Origin of the sequence: Bacillus sp. 1021 (assembly GCF_014534735.1) — a bacterium.
GTDB lineage: Bacteria > Bacillota > Bacilli > Bacillales > Bacillaceae > Bacillus > Bacillus siamensis.
This window is the reverse complement of sequence record NZ_JACVSR010000002.1, coordinates 736,650-751,328: the sequence shown is the minus strand read 5'-3', so window position 1 is coordinate 751,328 and position 14,679 is coordinate 736,650. Positions and strand designations below refer to the sequence as shown.

Genomic DNA, 14,679 nt, shown 5'->3' with positions numbered 1-14,679 from the left:
CTCTCCTTTTTTCATTTCACGAGATGATTGCGGTGGGCATATACGGCGGCCTGCGTGCGGTCACTGACATCAAGCTTTGACAATATATTCGTGATGTGGGTTTTCACCGTTTTAATCGTTATGAACAGCTCTTCCCCAATCTCTTTATTCGTCTTGCCTTCCGCGACGAGACAGAGGATTTCCAGTTCTCTCTTCGTCAGCGTTTCATGCGGAAGCTGATTCTCTGAATGGCGCAGCCTTGACAGCACTTTTCCCGCCACCTTCGATTCAAGCTTCGGTTCGCCCTTGGCAGCCGCTCTGATGGCTTCGGCTATTTCCGCCGCCTTGGACGTTTTCAGCAAATAGCTGAGCGCTCCCGCTTCGATTACCGGGTACACTTTATCGTCATCAATAAAGCTCGTCAGCACGATGATTTTCGGGTCATCGAGTTTGGCGCAGATCTGTCTCGTCGCTTCGATGCCGTCCATGCCGTCCATGACAAGATCCATTAAAATCACATCCGGCAAAAGCGCGGCGGCCAGATCGACGCCCTGCTGTCCGTCTGATGCTTCACCGGCGACTTCAATGTCCGGCTGTGCTTCTAAAAACGCGGCCAGACCCATCCTGACCATTTCATGATCATCAATCAGTAACACTCGAATCACTGTCGTTCTCTCCTTTTGTTTTCTCGTAAATCGGGACTTTCACGTCGATCTGCGTGCCTTTTCCCTTCACTGAGATAATCTCCGCTATGCCGCCGATTTCGCTCGCTCTTTCCTTGATGGAATGCAGACCGTAAGAGGACGCTTTGACTTGATCCATTGTAAAACCCGCCCCGTTATCAATGACTTTAAGCTGAAGTTTTTGATGTTTCGCGCCGAGTCTGACGGTGACCTTGGTCGCCTTTGAATGCCTGAAAACGTTAGAAAGCGCCTCTTGTACGATTCGGAACAGATGGTCTTCAACGCCTTTTGACACACCCGTGTCGCTGATATCCCACTCAATATCAAGCGGCTGCTTCGCTTTGAACTCTTTTAACAGCTCAATCAGCCCTTCTTTCAAACCTTTTCCTTCTAACGTGACGGGCCGCAGATGCAATAGCAGCGCCCTCATTTCGTTTTGCGCTTCCCCCGCCATATGTTCAACCATGCGAATCCGTTTGACGATTTTGTCATCCGCATCTTTCACCTGCTCTAAGACGGCGGATGTCATCATAGAGATGGCAAAGAGCTGCTGGCTGACGGCATCATGCAGATCGCGCGCCAGCCGCTGGCGTTCTTCAGTGATGACCGATTTTTTCATTTGGTCCTGCCATTCCGCCCGCTCGTTGGAAAGCTTTTGCAGCGATGTGACCTGCAGCTCGACCCGCTTGGCCATTTCGTTGAGCTGGTCTGCCGCCAGACCGATTTCATCATCACCGAGCGGCGGCACCCGATAAGCGAAATTGCCGTTTTCAAATTTCAAAACCGCTTCAATCAGTGTATCCATTCTCGTTTTCAGACGGCCGCCGTATACATAACCGGAAATCAGTCCGGCCGAAAGGGACGCCAAAAGCAGGATGACCACAAACGGAATACCGAACCAGCCGGAAGAAAACAAAAGCATCGGATCAAGCCCGTAATATAACAGCATCAGCGCAATAAACACCGCGCAAAGGAGCAGACTGAGCCCCGCGGTCATCAGCATGGCGCGCCACTGAATATTGGCGAGTAATTTTTTCCTCATAAATACTTCACATCCACATCGCCGATGAATAGAGAAATTGATATTTTAATCCGCCGCGGCGAGTCGCCGTACTCAGAAGACACTTTATACAGATTCGTGCTCATGCCGCTTTTCTTAGAACCGAGCAGATTCATATCGCCGATAAAAGCTGATGAACTGACGGACACTTCGATATCGGACGGGACGTACACATCAACATTGCCGATGACACCGCTGATTGTCATCGTGCTTTCTCCTTCAGGTATCATCGCCTTGGATAGATCAATTTTCACATCACCGATAAACCCGGAAACATTTAAATCATTCAGCTCAAACGGGTCCTTCATCATGCGCAGCTCGCCGATAAAAAAGCTCCGGAGATCCGGCTGTCTGCTTTCCGGCTGGACGGCAGGCTTTGGCTGTTCTTCTTTTTCAAGGCTGATTTTCTTTTCTTTATGCTCAAATACGCGCTTTCCTTTCAGGAGCCTGTAGCCCGCGTAAATGAGAAAGGCGGCGAAGGCATAGCCGAACAGGCTGAAGGTGGCGCTGAACAGGTTTCTCAAAAATAAAAAAGCGGCAAAGATATACAGGACGGAGCCGAGCCAGCCGCGGGAGTATTTATTAAAAATATAGCCTGTGATCAGAAAAAAGAGCGGCCAAAACAGGAAGTCGCCGATGCCGATAATACGTAAAAACATGCTGACGCCTAATAAGGCGATGATAAGTCCGAGAATCTGTTTTTTTGCCATGTCAGCTGCTTGCCCCTCCTTTCCTTGTCTATTGCAGTGCAATATTGCCGCTCGTCACTTTTATATCTATCGGCCTGGCGCCGCTGCCTTTCATGCCGGTGAAGGTCCCGCCTTCCTTACTCGTTTTCTCAAAGGAATAGGACGGCTGAATCCTTCCGCTTGCCGTTTCGGCGTTTACTGTAAAATCCCCGTCTTTCGGCAGGCTGATGGCTGCGCTGCCGCTCGCAAGCCTGACGGATACGGGAGCCTTCGCCGTCTCAAGCGAGGCGTCGACACTGCCGGAAGCGACCCTCACGTCAAGGGCTCCCGTCACATGATGAAGCCCGGTATGTCCTGAGGATGAGCGGACTTCCGCCGTTTCAGCCGCAAGATCGGCTGCTTCGAGATCGCCCGACAGCCCTTTCGCTTTAAACACATCCGTCTTCACATGCTTCAGCGATATGTTCCCGCTTACAGAACGGACGCCGAGATGCGCAAGAGACAGCCCCTTGTTTCCGTCAACGGAAATGCTGCCGCCTGATGTTTGGACGGTGATGTCCTGATGATACTCATACGGGATGCGGACAATCAGCAGAGGACGCTGAAAGAGATTCAAAAATTGGAATCGTTTCTCTTTCGCTTTGAGATTGAGGGTTTTCCCCCTGCTTTGGACAAACATTTTCCCCGCCGGTCCGGTCATGTTTGCCGCGATGTCATTCCGCTCTTCCGCAATGATTTTCACATCCGTCTGTTCCGACGAAACGGACAGGCTTTTGACGGCATGAGGCGGCACGCTTGCCGATACCGATTCTGTTTCGTACAGCGAAAACAAACGCCCGGCAAACACTTCTTTCACCAAAAACAGACAGCAGATCAAAACGGACGCCGCCATCAGCCCTTTGGCAATCTTACGCTTCATTACGTTCCATCCTTTTTCATTCATTTTATTATAAAGGAAAAGCCGGATAATTGATACGTGCGTATAGGGAAGAGGCGTAAAAGCGCCGACCTTCCCTTGTGCACATTATTCATGAGCCGCTTTTTGATGCTCTGTTTTCTCCAGAGAAAGCGAGCGCATTTTTTCAAGCTCAGCTTCGACCTCGTCCGAATATTGCGAGCGGCTGTGTTCTGTATTCGCCTCAGCTGAAGTGCCGTATTTGACGCGGACTTCCATTTCTTCAATGCGGTTTTCCATTCGGAGAAACTCTCTGTAGGCGCTTTCGCTGTCAATCTTGTCAAAAGAAGCATTCATATGTTCCTTCGCTTTTGCTGCGTTGGCGCGGGCGATGAGCGCCTGTTTTTTATCCTTTACGTCGCGAAGACGCGTTTCCAGGGTTTCCAGCTGTTCTTTCAGCTCGGCCAGCTGTGTTTTCGCCTGCTCGTACGCTTTTTCATGTTCGGCCGCTTTTCCCTCAAGGTATTTCATTTCAGTCAAAGCCTTTTTCGCAAGCTCCTCTTCCCCGGCGTCAAAAGCAAGCTGAGCCTGATTTTTCCGCTTTGCCGCCGTTTCGGAAGCGTCCTCCTGTTTTTTCTTAAACTGATGGACGATCGTGTGCTGTTTGACGATCGTTTGTTTCGCCTTGGCGATGTCACTTTCCATATCACGCACATATTGATTCAGCATGACTTTCGGATTTTCTAATTTATCAAGCCCTTCGTTAACAGATGCGACGAACATATCTCTTATTCTTTTTAAGACCATTTTGTCTTCCTCCTTATTTTTTCTTCAAAAATTCTTCCCATTCAGAGTCAAAGCCGGATTGGTAGCCCGGTGATGCCGCTTCGGGTTCATACTGGCGGGAAGCGGTGTCTGAGCCGCCCTGCTTCATCATTTTCCATCCGCCATACACCATAGCGCCGGCCAGTCCGATGGCAACGATAAATGGAAGAGAGCCGACAAGAATCATAGCTCCGATGACGCCCGCGATGATGCCGGATACGGCGCGGCCGTTTGAGAAACGTTTGATTCCCCAATAAAGCATCAGGCCTCCGATCGCAAGCGGGATGATAAACGCGAAGTGGCCTCCTCCTAAAAAGACAGAAAGTCCGAACACAATCAGCAGAAAGCCGCCTGCCGTTTTTACATTTATATTCATGCAGATCCTCCTTTCGATTTCCTTGTCTTTACTATAAACAAATCCCCCGGCCGGCAAAACGAATCAGAGATTGATTTTCATATCAGACCGGAGTCGTATAAGCCCCCCGACCCTTACGACAAAAAAACGCCGCTGCACCGGACGGCGCAGGGCGTTTTACAAGAATGCTATATTCTGATGCTCGCTTCTTTTTCCTTGATGAGATCAGTGCGTTCCGCTTTGGCAAGCTTCGTAAAGAACAATATCCCGAGACCTGACAGGACTTCAACGAGACCTCCGGCGGCAATGACTTTTCCGGGACCGAAGGCGTTAGCCGCATATCCGCAAAGAACCGCACCGAGCGGAATGGATATGTTGGAGATCATATGGATGACGGCATAGACCTGCGGCTGATCATCATGATCCACAGACGTTTGAATAATGGTATACTCCGGCACATTTATGGCGCTGACGGCCGATCCGAATGCAAACGCCGCAAGGAAGACGAGCGGCAGAAACGTGTTGATGCCGGTGATGAAAAATGCCGCCCCTTCTATGATTCCCGCTGACACAAACAGGAGACCGTATTTGTTCACCTTCACCTTAGCCAAAATAAAACCCATTAAAAAGGCTCCGCCCGTCCCTGTCGCTTTCAGAAGCGAGTAAATGATCGGCGGCATATGTAAATCTTCGGCGACGTAAACGGCGGAAAGCGCCTCCCACGGAGCGGCCGCAAAGTTCATGAAAATACAATAGATGGCGAGCGGGTATAAAATCTGGTGTTTTCTGACGAGCACGAAACCCCGTTTAAGCCTTCCGAAATACGTCCCGCGCTGTCTGACGGCGGCGGTATCCTGTTTGTCATGCTGAACTTGGTATGACATAAAGAGTACGAGAAAACCTGATAGAAGATAGAATATAAGTGCGATAAACAAAGAATAGGCGGGACTGATAAATGTTAAAAACACTCCGCTCAGCGTAATGGCGGCAAGCCTGACGATCTGGCCTGATGACTGGATGACCGCATTCGCTTTCTGCAGGCTGTTTTCTCCGACAATATTGGGGATTAAAGAGATAGATGCAGGATTATAAGCGGCTCCGGTGGCTGAATGCACAATCATGAGAAGCATCACAAACCATAAAGGAGAAAAACCGTTAAAATAACAGACCGGAATGATTAACACGACCGCCGCGCGCGTGAGGTCTGAAAAATACATCCAGAATTTCAGCGTATGCTGCTTCATAAAAGGCCCGGTAATCGGCGCCAGCATCGCCTCCGGAAGGAACGTAACCGCAATTAACAGCGCCGTGCCGATCGCCCCTTCACCGTCAAAAATCAAAAACCAGAGAATGGAATTAAAGGCAAAACCGTCTCCCGACAATTTAACAAGCCTTGAGATAAACAGAAAGGTGAAATTTTTATTCCAGATGCTCTCGCTCTTATGATTTGTATCCATCTATCAAATCCCCCATTTTTTTACAATGTTTCTTATAATATCTCATTTTTTAATTTTTCAGTCAATAATGCATAAGATACATTTTCCTTCTGGCAATAAGGGTTCAATTGATGGATATTGCCGTTAAAAACAGCCGGCTTCCTCTCGCCGGCTGAATCAAAACGTTATTCATCTTCACGGAATACTGGGGCGCTTCTTTCATACTCTATATCTTTCACGCCATGTCTTGCGTTGACTGCTCTTGCCGCCGCGAAAAAATAATCAGACAGGCGGTTCAAGTAACGCATCACCGTGTCATTTATCTCTTCTGTTCTGCCCAGTTTCACGATGAGACGCTCCGCCCGTCTTGTGACGGTCCTGGCAATGTGAAGCTGAGCAGCCGCCTTATGCCCGCCCGGAAGAATAAATTTTTCAAGCGGAGGCGCTTCAGCGGTATAACGGTCTATGCAGGCTTCCAGCACGGTAATAGATTTCTCTCTTAATGTATAGCTCTTATTCTCCGTGACAGTCGCCAAGTCGCCGCCGCAGTCAAACAGCTCATGCTGAATGTTTCTGAGTTCGGCTTTCAGATCACCGCAATTCTCACAATCATCAAGCTCCGCAAGCGCAAGCCCGATAAAGCTGTTCAGCTCATCGATCGTCCCGTAGCTCTCAACCCGCAGACTGTCTTTATCCGTTCTGCCGCCGATCAGGCTTGTCTGTCCTTTATCGCCGGTTTTCGTATACAGCTTCATCGTTCTGTTCCTCCTTCTTCCGCCGCTTTTACACATGCCGCGGTTCCTCTTCTCACAGCTTTTTCCGCATGGCGGACGTCCATTACCTTTCCTGTCTGCAAGGCACAAATGACAATGTCGCCGTTTGCCTGTCTGCCGGAAAGGGCCTGCATTCTCGCTTCCGTTGCTGCCGTTAACAGCCGTACAAATCCTTGTTCAGATAAGCGGCCGCTGATGAGTGCCCAAACGGTGTGCTTGGCGGTCACGGCAATCGTTATCGAATCAAACGTCCGGCAGACAAAACCAGCGCCTGCTGAGCCGGTAAGCCGGCGGCTCCACGAAAAGCCAGAGCCGTCAGATGCGGTTGACAACATTCTGAACGGACGGTCTGTTTGAAGCGTTACGGTATTTCCGCTTTTGTTTATCAAAGAGGCGAACGGAACGCTGGCGGACTCTCTTTCCTCCCGCACTTCCGGCATGAAGGCGATCAGCGGTTTCGGTGACGCCTTTTGGCCGACAGCATTGACGGTGATGCCGTAAATGTCTTCAATCGTTTCTTTTTTCAAAGCCTGATCCGGCGTCTGCTTCGAAAAAGCGCGTCCGTCTTTCATCATCAGGAGCTGATCACAGTATTGTCCTGCGGCGTTGAGGTCGTGAAAAATACTGATGACCGTCAGGCCGCTTTCTCTCGTCAGCCGCTTCACCGTATCAAGCAGGTCTTTTTGATATTTGAGATCAAGAAATGTCGTCGGCTCATCCAGACACAGCACCTCAGGCTGCTGAGCCAGCGCCTGCGCCAGAAAGACGCGCTGCCGCTCCCCGCCGCTCAGATTGCGGACGGGTTGCTGCGCATATCGGTCGATACCGGTCATTTCCATCGCTTCCCGGACAATGTCTTCGTCATGTTGATCCATCTGTCTGAAGAGCCCCTTTTGATACGGGTATCTGCCGAAAGACACCGTTTCCTTCACGGTAAATGAAAAGGCTTGCTCCGTATGCTGCGGCAAAACGGCCATGATTTTCGCAAGCTCCCGCGGCTTGTATCTGCCCGCGGGCCTGCCTGCGACAAGCACCTCGCCTTTTGACGGAGAAAGCATCCCCGTCAGCAATTTCATCAGCGTTGTTTTTCCTGAGCCGTTCGGACCGAGTATGCCGACAAATTCACCCTTTCCGGCGGTAAAGCTGACATCCTCTACAATCATCCGGCCTCCGTACCCGCCGGACAGGCCGCTCACCCTGATCATAAGCGTTTCCCTCCATGATGCTGGCGAAGCAGAATCAAGGCAAATACAGGCGCTCCCGCCAAAGCCGTCATAATGCCGATCGGCAATTCGACAGGTTCAATGACGGTGCGGGAAAACAAATCAGCCAAAATGAGAAAACCGGCGCCCGTCAATGCTGACAGCGGGAGTAAATGGCGATGATCCGTTCCCCATAAAAGCCGTGTCACATGGGGAATGACAAGGCCGACAAATCCGATTGTCCCCGATACGGCAACCGCTCCTCCCGTCAGCAGAGATCCGGCAGCGATCATCAGCAGTTTTCTTTTTCCCGTACTGACGCCTAACAGCCTTGCCTTTTCTTCTCCATAAGTCATAATGTTTAATTCTCTGCCATTGATAAGCAGAAGCGCCGTCCCGGCCAGAAAAAAAGGCAGAAACAGCGCGACATAGCCCCAGCCCCTCATTGACACGCTTCCTAACAGCCAGCGCACAATCGGGAGCAGGTCATTTCCCGTTAAAGCGATCACAAGCGAAATGAGAGCTCCGAGAAAAGAATTCATGATGATGCCTGTCAAAATGAGTGTCGAAACAGACATCGACGCATGAACGAGACGGCTGAAAAACAGAACCGCCGCCATGACCGCAATGGCGGCGGCGATGCTGACAACCGGAAGTGTGAACCGGCCGATGACGGGAATCTGAAGGCCGAAAAACAAGGTGATCACGGCTCCCGCCGAAGCTCCCGAAGACACCCCGAGTGTATAAGGGTCGGCGAGCGGATTTTTCAGAAGTCCCTGAAACGCCGCTCCCGCAATGGATAACGCGGCTCCGACAAGGGCGGCCAGCACGACTCTCGGCAGGCGGATATTCATCATAATATTGACATTCATAGGGTCAGCCGAGGATGTCCGGCCGATCCCGATCCAAAAAACGTCGGATAAAGGAATATGCAGACTGCCGATTGAAATGCCAAGCGCCGCACAAACGGCTAAAAACAGCAGGCTGACCGCGTAAGCCAGCGGCCGGTTACTTTTTAAACGTTTCAGGATAAACGCTTTCCGCAAGCTTCTCGACCCCTTTTACAAGGCGCGGGCCTGAGCGTGTGACAAGGTCAGGATCAACAGAATAGACGTTGTGGTGTTTGACCGCATTGACGGCACCCCAGCCGGCGCGTTTTTCCACTTCAGCGGCCTTTACGCCGTCTGTCGTAATGATGACGTCCGGATTCATTTTGACAATCGCTTCATCCGTCAGCTGCACCCAGCCGGTCTGGCTGCCGGCGGCGTTTTTCGCATGTATATCTTCAAGCATTTCGTTCATAAACGTGCCCTTTCCCGTTGTATAGCCGTCAGGAGAAACCTCGACGAATACTTTCTTTTCATCTTTTTCCGAAATCGCCGCCGCTTTCTTTTCTATGCCGGAAAGGTCGGATTTCATCTTTTTAATCAGCTTGTCCGCCTGCTTTTCTTTGCCGGCCGCTTTTCCGATCATACTGATTGATTTGTACACGTCTTGGAACGATTGCGCATCATTGACCGTTAAGACGGTGATGCCCGCATCTTTTAACTGCTTCATCGCATCGGCGGAAGCAGACATTGAGGACGCGTGGGCCAGCACGAGATCCGGCTTCAGCGCGATGACTTTCTCAGCGTTTACATTCATATCTCCGACTTTCGGTTTTTTTACAGCTTCTTTCGGATATGTATCATTTGTCGTGACGCCTGCGACCTTATCTCCCAGTCCGAGCGCGTATGTAATTTCCGTATTGCTCGGCATGAGGGAGACGATTTTTTCGGGCGCCTGCTTCATGGTTACTTTGTCATTTGCGGCATCCTTGATGGTTACCGGGAATGCCTCGGTTGAAACGGCTTTTTGTTTGGCCGCGCTTCCTTCTTCTTGCGCGCCGGAACAGCCGGCGGTCACAACGGCGGTGACAAAGAGCGCCGCCCAGACGGCAGTGATCTTCTTCATTCTTTTAACTCCCCCTGATTATGGTAAACGATTGTCTTCTTGACATTCGTATCCTTTTTTCGCAGTAATTATACTATAAGTCTTGAAGGCTTGTATATCCGGCCTTTTTTGCATGAAAGCAAATGATTCGTAAACACTAAAATTCATCATGTATACTGTTACACAGTCGAGTAAAAAGGAGGATCATCATGGAATTACAGCTTGAACGAAAACTCGTGTTAATCACAGGATCAACTTCCGGCATCGGAAAAGCCGCGGCAAAAAGCTTTTTAACCGAAGGCGCCGAGGTGATTGTAAACGGAAGAAAAAAAGAAACCGTTGAACGGACGGTTGAGGAGCTTTCCGCTTACGGAACGGTTCACGGCATCGCCGCAGATTTATCGCGCCAGGAGGAGGCCGATGACCTGATTAAGCGCGCCGCCGGAATCGGGGAAGTCGATATTCTCGTTAATAACCTCGGTTTTTTCGAAGTAAAGGACTTCGCGGATGTATCTGATGACGAATGGACCCGGTATTTTGAAGTGAATGTCATGAGCGCTGTGCGCCTGTGCCGGCGTTTTCTGCCGCAAATGCTTGAAAGAAACAGCGGACGGATTTTGAACATTTCCAGTGAAGCCGGTGTCAAACCGCTTGCGCAAATGATTCCTTATTCAATGACGAAAACGGCGTTAATCAGCTTGTCACGGGGAATGGCGGAAATGACAAAAGGCACGAATGTCACGGTAAACTCTGTGCTGCCTGGACCGACATGGACCGAGGGCGTCGCTTCTTACATGGAAGGAGCCGCAAAGGCCGCCGGAGAAGATACGGACAGCTTCGTTCGGGATTATTTTAAAGTGAATGAACCAACATCTTTGATCCAGCGCTATGCGACCCCGGAAGAAGTCGCCAATACGATTGTATTTCTCGCTTCAGCTGCGGCATCTGCCATTAACGGCACCGCACAGCGGGTTGAAGGCGGCATCATCCGCTCCATTTAACAAAAAAAGCCCGGCACAATGGGACTGTTCCCATATGCCAGGGCTTTTTTACATGAGGCCTGCAAACGGAACCGGCTCCCAGCCGCCTGTCTCAAGCTCTGCGGAAAACAGGCCGCCCGCATGCGGCTGTTCAAGTCTTTCGGCTTCCGTCAATTTTTCCGTCGCGGTCGTAATGTATAATGTGTTGAGCTCCCTTCCTCCGAACGCACAGCAGGTGACGTATTTTGCGGGAACTTCAATAGATGCAATTTCCTTATGCGAAAACGGGTCAATCCGGACGGCACGGCCGCCTCCGAACAGAGCCACCCACAGCATTCCGTCACGGTCAATAGTCATCCCGTCGGGAGATCCTTGCGACTCCGGAAAGCGGTAGACTGTTTTCGGATCTGATACGGCTCCGGTTTCAGGATCGTATGCATAACAGACGATTTCCTGCGTCGGAGTATCAATATAGTACATCAGGTTTCGATCCCGATCCCAATCCAAACCGTTCGAAGTGGAGACCTGGTCTTTTATTTTGGCAAGACTGCCGTCCGTATTCAGACGGTACAGCGAAGCCTCCTCTTCTTTGCCTTCCATGCTCGTCGTCCCCGCCCATAATCTTCCGGACGGGTCGCATTTGGCGTCATTGAAACGGATATCTTCCCGCATGTCTTTCGGCTGCTTCATCTTCGTCAATGTGTCTTCCCGGAGATTGTACAGGTAAAATCCGTCTTTCATCGTCATCACCAGCTCTTCCTTTGAATACAAGGCCAGAGCTGTGACAAATGATTTGAATTTAACGGAACGGTTAATTCCGTCAGCAGGAGTGAAAATATGGAGCTGGCTGCCCAGTATATCCACCCAGTACAGGCATTGCTTGTCCTTATCCCATAAAGGGCCTTCTCCTATAACTGCTCTCGTATCTGCTCGTAATGCTGCTTCCATGTGTGAACACCTCTTCTTTTGCTTGTCAGTCTTCTATTGTTATTCCCGACAAAGCGGCGTCCAAACTCAATCTTTCTTAAAAAGAATCGTAATCACCGTTCCGGCGCTGATTCTGCTGTTGACATGAATGGTTCCGTTATGGAGGTGAACCAGCTCCTTAGCAATGGCGAGCCCGAGTCCAGTTCCTTCTGACGGCCCCTTCGTATTCGTTCCCCGGTAATAACGGTTAAACAGCTGGTGAATCGTTTCGTCGTCCATTCCTCTTCCGTTATCTTTCACCTTCAGAATGAGCTGTTCTGCTGATTCCTCAAGCACGACCCGAATGGCGGTCCCTTTTTTATTATGCTTTACCGCGTTTGCCAGCAGATTCTCCAGAATACGGCGGAACCATGCTTCATCAATGGCGAAAAGAATATCTTCCTTTTTGGTTTCAAAGGCGATGTCATAGCCTTCCGAGAACGTGTTTTTCGTGAAATCGTTCGTGACGTTTCTGATAAACGGAACGACGTTGATCAGGCGCCGTTCGATCGGGAGGGCGGCGTTTTTCAGACGGTATGTCAAGTTCAAGTCCTCAATCAGCTTCGACATATATTCTGATTTTTCCCGGACGATCTGCCCCATTTCTTTGACTTCTTCCGGGGTCCAGTCGTATTGCTTCGATTCAAGCATCATGCTGTAGCCGTAAATCGTGCTCAGCGGGGTTTTCAAGTCATGGCTCAGCCCGGCGATCCACTCTTCCCTTGTCGCCTGGATTTTTTCTCTGTTTTTCTTATCCCGCTTCAGCGTGTCCGTCAGCTGATCCATTGATTCGAAAATCTCAGCAAAAAAGCGGAACGGCTGCTTTGTTTTGCCTTTTTTGTTTTTGCTGACCGGCTGTCCTTTGCGGTTCTTCGGCTCTTCAAGCCGGCCCTTTGATAAATTGACGAGCCATTTGATGGTATGAAACAGCGGCCAGCCGAAACGGAAAGAGTACCAGATGGTCAGGATGCAGATCATCAATACTAAGATTCCAATCAAGAGGAAGAGGGTTTTCATCACATTTCTCAGAAATGACTTGTTAAACTCATGATCGGGAATGTACACGGGATTCGGCACCGACGCGACCATCCATTTCGTTTTATCGAGTCTTTTAAAAGAAATCTCCCGCTTGTAATTCCACGGTTTGGAATTGTATTTCAGCAATTCAAGCTCATTGACGGTGTTCCGCTCTTTTTTGGTGCTGTTGATATCCCCGAGCAGTCTGCCGCTGTCTTCGAGAAGGTAGACCGCCCCTTTTTCCCGTTTAATATAATCAACCGTGCTTTTTTTATATTGAGAAAGAGAAGCGAGAGATGGCTCCTGGGACTCGATGTAAGTGAGAAGCTGCTCACTGGCGGATTTCCAGCCGAACAGAATCAGATAGGTCTCATCATTAATCGTGACCGTCCAGTAGTTCAGCTTATAGTTGTCAAAATTCCGATACTGATAAATGGATAAGAGATCTTTTCTGCTGTAATGGCTCGGGACGTCTTTCGGCACTCTGTACGCGTAGTCCGTTTTTTCTTTGTCATTAATGATCTGCAGCCAGCCCTTCTGCTTTCTGACCGACATCTTTAAAAATTCATCGACATCCCATGTGCCGTCTTCGTTTTTATCAAGCCACGCTTCAAACGAGTCTGCCGTCGCTTTAGTAAGTCCTGCATTGGCTTCCGCTTCGCTGAAACGCCAATCCAAATAGAAGAAAGAAGCGACGGCCAAAACGGACATCAGCAGGATGACAAGCAGCAGCTGACCGAAAAAGTGAAGCAGAAATTTTCCGCGCATTCTCATGAGCGGGTTCCTTTTTCTCCTTGATCGGGAATAAACCGATAACCGAGGCCGCGCACCGTCACAATATAGGACGGGTTGCTGGGGTCTTTTTCAATCTTTTCTCTGAGCTTGCGGATGTGAACCATGACGGTGTTGTTGTCGCCGTAAGACGGATAGCCCCATACTTTTTCATAGATCTGGTCTTTAGAGAGCACCACATCAGGATGTTCACAGAAATATTGAAGCAATTGCAGAAGCTGTGCGGAGCAGCTGACGGGCTCGCCCCCGACGATCAGCTCGGCGTTTTGCGGCGAATAGGAAAAATGGCTGTATGAGTACGTTTTCTCTTCGCGCTTATAGGTTCTCTTCAACGTCGCCCTGATCCGCGCCGCCAATTCAAGCGGATTAAACGGCTTTGTTATATAATCGTCAGCTCCCAATGCAAATCCTGACAGCTTATCCGCATCAGACGACCGGGCAGTCAGAAAAAAGATCGGAGCGTCGGTATAGTTCCGGATTTCGGCGCATGCCTCAAAACCGGACATGCCTTCCATCATCACATCCAGCACGAGCAGATCCGCTGTCTCATGTTTAACAAACTCAATCGCTTCCTCTGCGCTGCCTGCTGTCTTAATGTTGTGATAGCCTTCTTTGACGAGAACGCGCTTGACCATATCAACGATCGCCTTCTCATCGTCTACAATTAAAATTGACGCATTTTCCACCTTGGACGTTCCTTTCTCTTTGTTTTTTTCATCATATCATTATATGGATAAGATTTGGTACTTTTTTAGTGCGGAGGTCTTGCGGGGAAACAGAAAAGAAAAACGAGACCGGACATCTCCTCTCGTTTTTCTCGCGGTGTCAGAGCGGAATCCCAATCATCCCGCCGCTTTGTCAGGAGCTTTCATTTATAAGATGAAGAATAAATTCCCAAAATCCCGGCACTTCCTGGCATAACAGCATGTCCGCTTTCTCTACGATTTTAATCTTCAATTCCTGTTCCAGATCTTCTCTTTCCTGGTAAGACGTATTGCTTAGTTTTTTTTTTATCATTGGCGAAAAACGAGAAATCAAGAGTTCCATTTCGTCGATATCTGTTTTCCCCTTGTTGAAGTCAAATGGCCCGTTCAC

General features: G+C 49.7%; 16 protein-coding genes. 1 reads left to right on the top strand and 15 read right to left on the bottom strand.

All coding sequences use genetic code 11. The features are described from left to right. Positions 1 to 11: 11 nt before the first annotated feature. The 11 genes from liaR to ICW23_RS10400 all read right to left on the bottom strand — a co-directional run bounded on the left by liaR (position 12) and on the right by ICW23_RS10400 (position 9,850). On the bottom strand, positions 12 to 644 hold the full coding sequence (liaR, locus tag ICW23_RS10450; RefSeq protein WP_016937973.1) for a two-component system response regulator LiaR: 633 nt from the start codon (positions 642 to 644) through the stop codon (positions 12 to 14). After that, on the bottom strand, positions 622 to 1,704 hold the full coding sequence (gene liaS, locus ICW23_RS10445) for a two-component system sensor histidine kinase LiaS (protein WP_016937972.1): 1,083 nt from the start codon (positions 1,702 to 1,704) through the stop codon (positions 622 to 624). Before liaS ends, liaR begins: the two co-directional genes overlap by 23 nt. After that, positions 1,701 to 2,432, bottom strand: a complete 732-nt coding sequence (gene liaF / locus ICW23_RS10440; RefSeq protein ID WP_016937971.1) for a cell wall-active antibiotics response protein LiaF — start codon at positions 2,430 to 2,432, stop codon at positions 1,701 to 1,703. Before liaF ends, liaS begins: the two co-directional genes overlap by 4 nt. 28 nt (positions 2,433 to 2,460) lie before the next feature. After that, positions 2,461 to 3,330, bottom strand: coding sequence for a LiaG family protein (liaG, locus tag ICW23_RS10435; RefSeq protein ID WP_016937970.1), 870 nt, complete (start codon positions 3,328 to 3,330; stop codon positions 2,461 to 2,463). Positions 3,331 to 3,435: 105 nt separating this feature from the next. After that, positions 3,436 to 4,113 (bottom strand): stress responsive protein LiaH, encoded by a 678-nt coding sequence (gene liaH, locus ICW23_RS10430; RefSeq protein ID WP_188154471.1) that lies wholly within the window; start codon positions 4,111 to 4,113, stop codon positions 3,436 to 3,438. A gap of 13 nt (positions 4,114 to 4,126) precedes the next feature. After that, a complete protein-coding gene (locus ICW23_RS10425; protein ID WP_188154470.1) occupies positions 4,127 to 4,507 on the bottom strand; it encodes a protein liaI in 381 nt (126 codons plus the stop codon). A 167-nt stretch (positions 4,508 to 4,674) separates the two neighbouring features. Next, on the bottom strand, positions 4,675 to 5,943 hold the full coding sequence (locus ICW23_RS10420; RefSeq protein ID WP_016937967.1) for an MFS transporter: 1,269 nt from the start codon (positions 5,941 to 5,943) through the stop codon (positions 4,675 to 4,677). A gap of 164 nt (positions 5,944 to 6,107) precedes the next feature. Further along, the gene (locus ICW23_RS10415) at positions 6,108 to 6,677 is read right to left on the bottom strand and encodes a cob(I)yrinic acid a,c-diamide adenosyltransferase (RefSeq protein ID WP_188154469.1); all 570 of its coding nucleotides are present in this window, start codon (positions 6,675 to 6,677) and stop codon (positions 6,108 to 6,110) included. Continuing rightward, the gene (locus tag ICW23_RS10410; protein ID WP_188154468.1) at positions 6,674 to 7,900 is read right to left on the bottom strand and encodes an ABC transporter ATP-binding protein; all 1,227 of its coding nucleotides are present in this window, start codon (positions 7,898 to 7,900) and stop codon (positions 6,674 to 6,676) included. Before ICW23_RS10410 ends, ICW23_RS10415 begins: the two co-directional genes overlap by 4 nt. Then, a complete protein-coding gene (locus ICW23_RS10405; RefSeq protein WP_045925979.1) occupies positions 7,897 to 8,943 on the bottom strand; it encodes a FecCD family ABC transporter permease in 1,047 nt (348 codons plus the stop codon). The genes ICW23_RS10410 and ICW23_RS10405 overlap by 4 nt, the downstream gene beginning before the upstream one ends. Continuing rightward, the gene (locus ICW23_RS10400) at positions 8,906 to 9,850 is read right to left on the bottom strand and encodes an ABC transporter substrate-binding protein (RefSeq protein WP_188154467.1); all 945 of its coding nucleotides are present in this window, start codon (positions 9,848 to 9,850) and stop codon (positions 8,906 to 8,908) included. Before ICW23_RS10400 ends, ICW23_RS10405 begins: the two co-directional genes overlap by 38 nt. Positions 9,851 to 10,038: 188 nt before the next feature. On the opposite strand from ICW23_RS10400, the gene ICW23_RS10395 reads away from it, so the two are divergent. After that, a complete protein-coding gene (locus ICW23_RS10395) occupies positions 10,039 to 10,830 on the top strand; it encodes an SDR family NAD(P)-dependent oxidoreductase (RefSeq protein WP_016937962.1) in 792 nt (263 codons plus the stop codon). A 48-nt stretch (positions 10,831 to 10,878) separates the two neighbouring features. Here the strand turns inward: ICW23_RS10395 and ICW23_RS10390 are convergent, their stop codons facing one another. The 4 genes from ICW23_RS10390 to rsoA all read right to left on the bottom strand — a co-directional run bounded on the left by ICW23_RS10390 (position 10,879) and on the right by rsoA (position 14,679). Further along, entirely contained in the window at positions 10,879 to 11,757 is an 879-nt protein-coding gene (locus tag ICW23_RS10390; protein WP_045925977.1) for an SMP-30/gluconolactonase/LRE family protein, read from the bottom strand. 66 nt (positions 11,758 to 11,823) lie between these two features. Then, positions 11,824 to 13,566 carry a HAMP domain-containing sensor histidine kinase gene (locus ICW23_RS10385; RefSeq protein ID WP_060964297.1) on the bottom strand — a complete coding sequence of 581 codons (1,743 nt, stop codon included), beginning with the start codon at positions 13,564 to 13,566 and terminating at the stop codon, positions 11,824 to 11,826. Then, positions 13,563 to 14,270, bottom strand: coding sequence for a response regulator transcription factor (locus tag ICW23_RS10380; protein ID WP_016937959.1), 708 nt, complete (start codon positions 14,268 to 14,270; stop codon positions 13,563 to 13,565). The genes ICW23_RS10385 and ICW23_RS10380 overlap by 4 nt, the downstream gene beginning before the upstream one ends. A 172-nt stretch (positions 14,271 to 14,442) precedes the next feature. Continuing rightward, positions 14,443 to 14,679, bottom strand: a complete 237-nt coding sequence (gene rsoA / locus ICW23_RS10375; protein ID WP_016937958.1) for a sigma-O factor regulator RsoA — start codon at positions 14,677 to 14,679, stop codon at positions 14,443 to 14,445.